Origin of the sequence: Micromonospora arborensis (genome assembly GCF_003205615.1) — a bacterium.
GTDB lineage: Bacteria > Actinomycetota > Actinomycetes > Mycobacteriales > Micromonosporaceae > Micromonospora > Micromonospora arborensis.
Map to the genome: position 1 here is coordinate 304,573 of NZ_PYBV01000016.1, position 9,598 is coordinate 314,170.

The 9,598-nt window shown below is 72.0% G+C and carries 7 protein-coding genes and 1 pseudogene; 6 read left to right on the forward strand and 2 right to left on the reverse strand.

The window, feature by feature from the left end:
• Positions 1–87 precede the first annotated feature (87 nt).
• A complete protein-coding gene (locus C7C45_RS14515; RefSeq protein WP_110564169.1) occupies positions 88–1,662 on the forward strand; it encodes a leucyl aminopeptidase in 1,575 nt (524 codons plus the stop codon).
• A gap of 50 nt (positions 1,663–1,712) precedes the next feature.
• On the opposite strand, the gene C7C45_RS14520 is transcribed toward C7C45_RS14515, so the two are convergent.
• Positions 1,713–2,042 (reverse strand): hypothetical protein, encoded by a 330-nt coding sequence (locus C7C45_RS14520; protein WP_110564170.1) that lies wholly within the window; start codon positions 2,040–2,042, stop codon positions 1,713–1,715.
• Positions 2,043–2,220: 178 nt separating this feature from the next.
• On the opposite strand from C7C45_RS14520, the gene lpdA reads away from it, so the two are divergent.
• The gene (lpdA, locus tag C7C45_RS14525) at positions 2,221–3,612 is read left to right on the forward strand and encodes a dihydrolipoyl dehydrogenase (protein ID WP_110564171.1); all 1,392 of its coding nucleotides are present in this window, start codon (positions 2,221–2,223) and stop codon (positions 3,610–3,612) included.
• 65 nt (positions 3,613–3,677) lie between these two features.
• A complete protein-coding gene (gene sucB / locus C7C45_RS14530; protein WP_110564172.1) occupies positions 3,678–5,471 on the forward strand; it encodes a 2-oxoglutarate dehydrogenase, E2 component, dihydrolipoamide succinyltransferase in 1,794 nt (597 codons plus the stop codon).
• An 82-nt stretch (positions 5,472–5,553) separates the two neighbouring features.
• Here sucB and C7C45_RS14535 read toward each other — a convergent pair whose 3' ends face one another.
• Positions 5,554–6,489: an SDR family NAD(P)-dependent oxidoreductase gene (locus C7C45_RS14535; protein WP_110564173.1), complete on the reverse strand. Its 936-nt coding sequence runs from the start codon at positions 6,487–6,489 to the stop codon at positions 5,554–5,556.
• A gap of 239 nt (positions 6,490–6,728) precedes the next feature.
• Here C7C45_RS14535 and C7C45_RS14540 point away from each other — a divergent pair.
• The 3 genes and pseudogenes from C7C45_RS14540 to C7C45_RS14550 form a co-directional block, all read left to right on the forward strand.
• Positions 6,729–7,313: pseudogene (locus C7C45_RS14540) on the forward strand (aldo/keto reductase); the annotation flags it as partial.
• Between the two features lie 52 nt (positions 7,314–7,365).
• Positions 7,366–8,265, forward strand: a complete 900-nt coding sequence (locus tag C7C45_RS14545) for a TIGR01777 family oxidoreductase (RefSeq protein WP_110564174.1) — start codon at positions 7,366–7,368, stop codon at positions 8,263–8,265.
• 248 nt (positions 8,266–8,513) lie between these two features.
• Complete coding sequence (locus C7C45_RS14550) at positions 8,514–9,428, forward strand: LLM class flavin-dependent oxidoreductase (RefSeq protein ID WP_110564175.1); 915 nt, start codon at positions 8,514–8,516, stop codon at positions 9,426–9,428.
• The last annotated feature ends 170 nt before the right edge of the window (positions 9,429–9,598 follow it).

Sequence of the window (9,598 nt, forward strand, 5' to 3'; positions counted from 1 at the left end):
ATCACGTCCGGCGGGTACGTTCCGCCGGAGACCTTCACCGCTGGTACGCGACGCCGCGACCGGCCCGGCCCGCCCGGAGTAGCTTCAGTGACATCACCCCGCACCACCAACCTGAGCCTGGTCGACACCGACCCGGCCGAGCTCGCCGTCGACGCGATCGTGATCGGCGTGCACAGCCAGCCCGGAGGGCAGGACGCCACCAGCGGCCTCGCCGGCACCCTGCTGCTCGCCAGCGGCGCGGAGAGCATCGCCGCCGCCTTCGACGGCAAGTTGACCGAGACGCTTGCGCTGCTCGGCGCGACCGGCGGGCCGGGTGAGGTCATCAAGCTGGCCACGCTGGGCACCGTGACCGCCCCGGTGGTGGCCGCGGTCGGGCTCGGCCCGGAGCCGTCGGGTGCCGCCCCGGCGCCGGAGACGCTGCGCCGCGCCGCGGGTGCGGCGATCCGGGCTCTGGCGGGTGCGCCCAGGGTCGCGCTGGCGCTGCCGCTGCCGGACGACGCGGACGCGTCGGCTGAGCTGCGCGCGGTCGCCGAGGGCGCGCTGCTCGGCGGGTACCGGTTCGCCGGCTACAAGACCCGCCCCCAGCCGACCCGGCGGGAGCCGGTGGCCGAGGTGCTCATCGCGGTGCCGGACGCCGGCGACGCGGGCGCCCAGGCGGAGGTCGTCCGGGCAGAGGCGGTGGCGAGCGCGGTCCGGCTCACCCGGGACTGGGTGAACACCGCACCGAACGAGCTGCGTCCGCCGTCGTTCGCCGACGCGGTCGCCGACGCCGCCCGGGACGCCGGCCTCGGCGTCGAGGTGCTGGACGAGACGGCGCTGGCCGCCGGCGGGTACGGCGGCATCGTCGCGGTCGGGCAGGGCTCGGAGGCCCCGCCGCGGCTGGTGAAGCTCACCTACACGCCGCAGGGTGGCGGCAACGGCAAGCGGGTCGCGCTGGTCGGCAAGGGGATCACCTTCGACACCGGCGGCATCTCGATCAAGCCCGCGCAGGGCATGTGGGAGATGAAGTCCGACATGGGGGGCGCGGCCGCGGTGGGTGCGGCCATGCTGGCGATCGCCGCGTTGAAGCCGGCGGTGGCGGTCAGCGCCTACCTGCCGATGGCGGAGAACATGCCGTCGGGCACCAGCTACCGGCCGGGTGACGTGATCACCATGTTCAACGGCAAGCGGGTCGAGGTGCTCAACACCGACGCCGAGGGCCGGATGGTCCTGGGCGACGCCATCGCCCGCGCCTGTGCGGACGGCACCGACTACCTGTTCGAGACCTCGACCCTGACCGGCGGCCAGGTGGTCGCGCTGGGTAAGCGGGTGGCCGGTGTGATGGGCACTCCGGAGCTGTGCGAGCGGGTCCAGGCGGTCGGCGACGCGGTCGGCGAGCCCGCCTGGCCGATGCCGCTGCCGGAGGACGTGCGTAAGGGCATGGAGTCCGACGTCGCGGACATCTCACAGGTCAACGCCGGGATGGACCGGGCCGGCCACATGCTGCAGGGCGGGGTGTTCCTGCGCGAGTTCGTGACCGACGACGTGGCGTGGGCGCACATCGACATCGCCGGGCCGAGTTACCACTCCGGCGAGCCGACCGGTTACTGGACCAAGGGCGGCACCGGCGTGCCGGTCCGCACGCTGGTGCAGCTTGTCGAGGACGTCGCCGCCAACGGCTGACCGACGTACGAAGGGGCCCCGGCGTTCTCGCCGGGGCCCCTTTCCGCGTCTCAGCTCCGCTCGGGCCGGCGCTTGCGGCGCTCGTTGAAGTCGCGCATCCGCTGCGGGTAGCCCATCAGCCGGACGTCGTACACCGGGATGCCCATCCGGTACGCGAAACGCCGGGCGCCGTCCGGGCCGTCGATGCGCCGGCGGGTCCACTCTCCGTCGTCGGCGATCAGGATGACGGTGGTCTCCGTCACCGTCGTGCGGGGCTCGATGTACGCCTCGACACCGCGTCGGCTCCGGATGAAGTTCTCCAGATGATCCAGGTCACCCCGGTCGGCGGCACGGTCACGACTCGACACGGCCGCCTGTCTGCGGCGCCGGAACAACCCCACCGGACCTCTCCCCCACGCTGCGTCATCGACAACGGTGCCAAGGGTACGTGTCGATGACGTGTCCTTGGGCACCTCGGTACGCACCCTGTGCCCGGTGGTGACAAGATGACCGAGGTGGGGTGTGTCTGTGTTACACCTCTGTGACCCCCGATGCAGCGACGCGACCTGGGAGTTGGACGTGAGCGAGCCGAACGAAGCGACCTTCGACATCGTCATTCTCGGAGGTGGCAGCGGCGGCTACGCGACCGCGCTGCGCGCCGTCCAGTTGGGCCTGACGGTCGCGCTGGTCGAGAAGGGCAAACTCGGCGGCACCTGCCTGCACAACGGCTGTATTCCGACGAAGGCCCTGCTGCACGCGGCCGAGATCGCCGACCAGGCCCGCGAGTCGGAGCAGTTCGGTGTGAAGGCCGAGCTGATCGGCATCGACATGGCCGGGGTCAACTCGTACAAGGACGGCGTGATCGCCCGCCTCTACAAGGGCCTGCAGGGCATGCTGAAGGGCAACAAGGCGATCACCATCGTCGAGGGCCACGGCAAGCTGGTCGGCAAGAACGTGGTCGAGGTCGACGGCAAGCGCTACACCGGCCGCAACGTGGTCCTGGCCTCCGGCTCGTACGCGAAGAGCCTGCCCGGCCTGGAGGTCGACGGCGAGCGGATCATCACCAGTGACCACGCGCTCACGATGGACCGGGTGCCGTCGTCGGTGATCGTGCTCGGTGGCGGCGTGATCGGCGTCGAGTTCGCCAGTGTGTGGAAGTCCTTCGGTGTGGACGTGACGATCGTCGAGGCGCTGCCCCGACTGGTCGCCGCCGAGGACGAGGAGTCGTCGAAGGCGCTGGAGCGGGCGTTCCGCAAGCGGAAGATCAACTTCAAGGTCGGCAAGCCGTTCGAGAAGGTCGAGAAGACCGAGAGCGGCGTCAAGCTGACCATTCAGGGCGGCGAGACCGTCGAGGCCGAGCTGCTGCTGGTCGCCGTGGGTCGCGGCCCGAACACCGCCAACCTCGGGTACGAGGAGCAGGGCGTCAAGATGGACCGCGGCTTCGTGCTGACCGACGAGCGGCTGCGCACCAGCGTGCCGAACGTCTACGCCGTCGGCGACATCGTGCCCGGCCTCCAGCTCGCGCACCGGGGCTTCCAGCAGGGCATCTTCGTGGCCGAGGAGATCGCCGGGCAGACCCCGGCCGTGATCGACGAGGTCGGCATCCCGCGGGTGACCTACTGCGACCCGGAGCTGGCGTCGGTGGGTCTGACCGAGGCGAAGGCCAAGGAGCAGTACGGCGCCGACAAGGTCAAGACGTACAACTACAACCTGGGTGGCAACGGCAAGAGCCAGATCCTCAAGACCACCGGCTTCGTGAAGCTGGTCCGGGTCGAGGACGGCCCGGTGGTCGGCGTACACATGATCGGCGCCCGGGTGGGTGAGCTGATCGGTGAGGCGCAGCTCATCTACAACTGGGAGGCCTACCCGGCCGAGGTCGCCCAGCTCGTGCACGCCCACCCGACCCAGAACGAGGCCCTGGGCGAGGCGCACCTGGCCCTCGCCGGCAAGCCGCTGCACGCACACGCCTGATCATCCAACCGCGGCGTCCGGCGACGGGCGAAGATCCCACCAGGGGAATGAAGGAGTCTCAGAAAATGCCGGTATCGGTCACCATGCCCCGGCTCGGCGAGAGCGTCACCGAGGGCACCGTCACTCGCTGGCTCAAGCAGGAGGGCGACACGGTCGAGGTCGACGAGCCGCTGCTCGAGGTCTCGACCGACAAGGTCGACACCGAGATCCCGTCGCCCGCGGCGGGCGTACTGAGCCGGATCGTGGTCGGCGAGGACGAGACCGCCGAGGTCGGCAGCGAGCTGGCCGTCATCGCCGGTGAGGGCGAGTCGACCGGTGGCGGCGAGGCCGCCCCGCAGGAGCAGCAGCAGGCCCCGGCCGCAGTCGAGCCGGTCACCGAGCCGACCGCCGCCGCCGAGGGCACCGCCGACGAGGTGGCGCCGGCTCCGGCCGCCGCGCCGTCGGGCGAGGGCACCGCGGTCAAGATGCCGGCCCTGGGCGAGAGCGTCACCGAGGGTACGGTCACCCGCTGGCTCAAGCAGGTCGGCGAGACCATCGAGGTCGACGAGCCGCTGCTGGAGGTCTCCACCGACAAGGTGGACACCGAGATCCCGTCCCCGGTCGCCGGCACCGTGCTGGAGATCAAGGTCGCCGAGGACGAGACCGCCGCGGTCGGCGCCGACCTGGCGATCATTGGCGTTGCCGGTGCCGCCCCCGCGCAGGCGAAGCCCGAGCCGAAGCCGGAGGCCGCGCCAGCGCCGAAGGCCCAGCCGAAGGTCGAGGAGCCGACGCCGGGCCAGTCGTACAACGAGCCGGCCGCGGAGACCGAGAGTTCGGCGCAGCCGGCGAAGACCGAGCAGGCTTCGCAGCCGGCCGCGCCGACCTCGACGCCGCCGCGCCCGTCCGCCCCCGCGCAGGGTGGTGGCGAAGAAGCAGCCGGCTACGTCACTCCGCTGGTGCGCAAGCTCGCCAGTGAGCACGGTGTCGACCTGTCCTCGCTCAACGGCACCGGCGTTGGCGGCCGGATCCGCAAGCAGGACGTCCTCGACGCGGCCGAGAAGGCGAAGGCGGCCAAGGCCGCTCCCGCCGCCGCGCCGGCCGCCGCGCCGTCGGCGGCACCGGCCAAGCCGGCCGCCAAGCCGCAGCCGAGCGGCAAGCGGGGCACCACCGAGAAGCTCCCCCGCATCCGTAAGGCCATCGCCAAGCGGATGCAGGAGTCGCTGCACGAGATGGCGCAGCTCACCACGGTGATCGAGGTGGACGTCACCCGGGTCGCCAAGCTGCGGGCCCAGGCGAAGGACTCGTTCGTGCAGCGGCACGGCGTGAAGCTGTCCTTCCTGCCGTTCTTCGCCCTCGCCGCCGTCGAGGCGCTGCAGACGTACCCGATCGTCAACGCCCAGTTGGACCTGGACGGCGGCACGATCACCTACCCGGCCGCCGAGCACCTCGGCGTCGCGGTGGACACCGAGCGGGGCCTGGTGGTTCCGGTCATCCACAACGCCGGTGACCTCAACCTCGGTGGCATCGCCAAGCGGGTCGCCGACCTGGCCGAGCGGACCCGGACCAACAAGATCAGCCCGGACGAGATCGCCGGGGCGACCTTCACGCTGACCAACACGGGCAGCCGGGGCGCGCTCTTCGACACCCCGATCGTGCCGACGCCGCAGTCGGCGATGCTCGGCACGGGTGCCGTGGTCAAGCGGCCGGTCGTGGTCAACGACCCGGATCTGGGCGAGGTCGTCGCGGTCCGGTCGATGGTCTACCTGGCGATGTCCTACGATCACCGGCTGATCGACGGCGCCGACGCGGCCCGTTTCCTGTCCGCGATCAAGGAGCGGCTGGAGGCCGGCAACTTCGAGGCGGAGCTGGGCCTGTCCTGATCCAGCAGCAACGCCGTAAGGGCGCCCCGGTCGTCGACCGGGGCGCCCTTACGTTTGTGATGTCAGCCCTCCGTCTGCGATCTCAGCCCTTCAGCAGATCGGTCGAGACCTTCCAGAGCCGCTCGGCGGCCTCCGGGTCCAGCGCGTAGTCCGCGACGCCGGTCCGCCCGCCGGGCTGGGCGGGGGCGGCCTGCTGACAGTCCTCGAAGTAGCGCCCACCCACACCATCGAGCAGCGGCGACGCGGCGACCAGCACCGAGGTGGCGGCACCCTGCTCAACGGTCTTCCAGGCTGGTGCGTTCCCAGCGCGGAGCCGGTTGAGCTCCTCCTCGCTGACATAGCGCTGCAGGTTGGTCTGGATCGCCCCGGGCATCAGCGAGTTGGCCGTGATGTCGTCGTCGGCCCAGCGGCGGCTCGCCTCCACGGCGAAGAGCACGTTGGCCGTCTTCGACTGCCCGTACGCCTGCCACGGCTCGTACTCCCGGCGCTCGTACTGGATGTCGTCGAAAACCACAGGTGAGCGCAGGTGGGCGGCGGAGCTGACCGAGACGATCCGGGCCCCGCCGCTGGCGGCAAGCGCCGGTCGCAGCCCGGTGGCGAGCGCGAAGTGCCCCAGGTGGTTGGTGGCGAACTGCATCTCCCAGCCCTGCGGGGTGCGCATCTCCGGGGAGGCCATGATGCCGGCGTTGTTGACCAGGATGTGCAGCGGTCCGTCCCAGTTGGCCACGAAGTCGGCGACCGAATCCTGGTCGGCGAGGTCGAGCGGGGCGACCATGACCCGGTCGTTGCCGGTGGTGCCGGTGATGTCGTTGGCGGCCTTCTGGCCGGCGTCGGGGTTGCGGACGGCCAGGGTGACCTCCGCACCGGCGCTGGCCAGGGCACGGGCGGTCTCCACGCCGATGCCGGACGACCCGCCGGTGACGATCGCCCGCCGCCCGACGAGGTCCACGCCCTTGATCACGTCCATGGCCGTGGAGGTGTGGGCGAACGAAGTGGTGATCGGCTTGCTCGTCGTCATGATCCATCCTTGTCCAGGGTGGGTCGGACCGACCGGCCCGCTGCCGGAGGCCGCTGGCGGCCATAATTCGGCCTTCGCGCCGACGGACGGCGCTGCGGACCGAATGAAGGCTGGTCCAGGTGTCTTCCCGCCCCGGGCCGGAGGTAACACGCGCGAGTTCCCGGCACGCGCTGCGGGCCGCCGTCTTCCAGGAGCACACCAACCACGAGGCCCACGAGGCCGCCCTGCCTGCCACACCCGAACTGCCGGTGCCCGCCGCGCTCGACCTGATCGGCACCCTGGAGGACCTGGTCGACCAGGGCAAGATCCGCGCGTACGGCTGGAGCACCGACGACCCGACCTCGGCGGAGGCGTTCGCGGCTGCCGGTCCACACTGCGCCGCGATCCAGCACGACGAGTCGGTGCTGCGCGACAACGCCGCGGTGCTGGCGGTCTGCGACAGCCACGACCTGGCCAGCCTCAACCGTGGGCCGCTGGCGATGGGGCTGCTCACCGGGTCGACCCGAGCCGTCGGGGCGGACGACGTGCGCGGGCGGGCGCCGGAGTGGCTGGAGTGGTTCACCGACGGCCGGCCGACACCACGCTGGGCGGCCCGGGTGGAGCAGGTTCGCGGGGCGCTCACCGCCGACGGGCGGACCCTCGCGCAGGGCGCGCTGGGCTGGCTGCTCGCACGCAGTCCGCGTACGGTGCCGATCCCCGGCCTGCGCACGGTGGCGCAAGCCGAGGAGAACCTGGCCACCCTGGCGCAAGGCCCCCTGAGCCCCGAGTCCTACGCCGAGGTGGAGCGCCTCCTGACGGACCTACGCCCCGCCCTCATGGCCTGACCCATCACCCGGGGGCGCATCCGGGGGCGGTGGTCTGGGCGAAGATGGGGGTATGCGGATCCTGCTGGCCGGCGCGTCCGGCTTCCTCGGCACCCGGCTGACCGACCGGCTCGTGGCCGACGGGCACCAGGTCACCCGGCTGGTGCGCCGGTCGCCCGGTGACCCGCGGGAACTGCGGTGGGACCCGGCGGCCGGGCAGCTCGACCCGGCAGCGGTCGCCGAGGCGGACGCGGTGGTCAACCTCGCCGGCGCGGGCGTCGGCGACAAACGCTGGAACGACGACTACCGGCGGTTGATCCGCACGAGTCGGGTGGACAGCACCACCACGCTGGCGACCACGATCGCCGGCCTGCCGGCGGCCGATCGGCCGAAAGTGCTGCTCAACTCCTCGGCCGTCGGCTGGTACGGCAACACCGGCGACCGGGTGGTCGAGGAGGACGCGCCGGCCGGCGAGGGCTTCCTGGCCGACGTCTGCCGGGTGTGGGAGGCCGCGACCCGGCCGGCCGAGGACGCCGGGGTACGCGTGGTGCGACTGCGCACCGGGCTGCCACTGCACCGCGACGGCGGGCTGCTCAAGCCGCAACTCCTGCCGTTCAAGCTGGGCGTCGCCGGCCGGCTGGGCAGTGGCCGGCAGTGGTTGCCGTGGATCTCGATGGCCGACTGGTTGGACGCGACCCTCTTCCTGCTGGATCACGACGAGATCGCCGGCCCGGTCAACGTGGTGGGCCCGAATCCGGTGACCAACGCCGAGTTCACCCGGGAGCTGGCCCGGCAACTGCACCGGCCGGCGATCATCCCGATCCCCGCGCTGGCGCTCAAGGTGGCCCTCGGCGGCTTCGCCCATGAGGCCCTGACCAGCACCCGCGTCCTACCCGGTGTCCTGACCCGAGCCGCTTACCACTACCAGCACCCCGCCCTCCCCCAAGCCCTCCAAGCAGCCCTAACCCCCTAAAGACCCGATGTCGCCGTTGGCGTTGATCAAGAGGTTTGCGTCAGATTCCGGCTCCCGGATGACGCAAACCTCTTGATCAACACGGGCAGGGGAGCTTGGCACCTACGGCGGTCCGAGCGACCGTCCGCCGCGTGGCTGCCGAATGCGCTGGGTGGGGCGTCGCCCCGTCTACCTCCGGTGGTTCGGCCCTGGGCAGAATCGGCGCTCACCGCTTGGCGGATGGGCCGGCGTGAGCCGATGCTGGGCCGATGGCGACCTTCTCCATGCAAGCAACTCCCACCGACGCGGCGAGCTGGGTCGAGCTGGCCCGCCGGGCCGAGGCCGCCGGCTTCGACGCCCTGCTCGCCGGCGACCACCCCGGCGACGTGACGTCACCGTTCGTGGCGCTGGCCGCCGCCGCGTCAGTGACCTCGACGATCGGGCTCGGCTCGTACGTGTCGAACCTCGGCGTACGGGAGCCGATGCTGCTCGCGACCGACGTGGCCACCCTCGACCTGGTCTCCGGCGGCCGGGCCCGGCTCGGTGTCGGCGCCGGTCACACCCCGGGCGAGTGGCGCGCGGTGGGCCGGGAACGCCCCGACGTGGCCGGCCGGGTCCGCCGCTGCGTGGCCGTCGCCGAGGCGGTCCGTGCCCTGCTCGACGGCGCCTCGGTCACCGTCGACTCGGCCGAGCTGACGATGTACGACGCGGTGCTGCGCGCGCCTCGGCCGGTGCAGGACCGGATCCCGCTGACGATGGGTACGGCGAACTCGACCCTGCTGCGCTGGGCCGGCGGGCACGCTGACGTGGTCGGGCTGACCGGGTTCGGGCGTACCCTCGCTGACGGCCACCAGCACGAGGCGCGGTGGCGGGCCGACCAGATCGAGGCGCAGTTGGCCTGCGTGGCCGCCGGCGCGGCCGGCCGGAGCGACCCGCCGGCGCTGGAGGCGCTGGTGCAGACGGTGGTGGTCACCGACGACGCGGAGGCTGCCGCCGCGGAGCAGGCCCGGCGCAACGGGATGACCGTCACCGAACTGCTGGCCACCCCGTTCGTGCTGATCGGCACGGTGGACGAGATCGTCACGGCGGTCGCCGAGCACGAGAAGCGCTGGGGGGTGACCCGGTTCACGGTCCGCCGCGACGCCCTGGATCCCCTAACACCGGTACTAGCCCGCCTGCCCTAAGCCCGCACCCGCGCGCCCTCGCGCGCCCCCCACCGCCCACCGCCCGACGCCCCGTCGATCATGAGGTTGTTGCCATCCGCCCCGGCGTGTCCTGGCAATAACCTCATGATCAACGGGGGTCAGTGGGGGTGCGGGGTGGGGCAGCGGGGTGGGGTTAGTCCCTGTCGCCT

Excerpts from the sequence above, each read along its gene's own strand:
- C7C45_RS14545 (WP_110564174.1), top strand. The coding sequence starts at position 7,366 with ATGCGGATCCTGCTGGCCGGCGCGTCCGGCTTCCTCGGCACCCGGCTG.
- C7C45_RS14535 (WP_110564173.1), bottom strand. The coding sequence starts at position 6,489 with ATGACGACGAGCAAGCCGATCACCACTTCGTTCGCCCACACCTCCACG.
- sucB (WP_110564172.1), top strand. The coding sequence starts at position 3,678 with ATGCCGGTATCGGTCACCATGCCCCGGCTCGGCGAGAGCGTCACCGAG.
- C7C45_RS14550 (WP_110564175.1), top strand. The coding sequence starts at position 8,514 with ATGGCGACCTTCTCCATGCAAGCAACTCCCACCGACGCGGCGAGCTGG.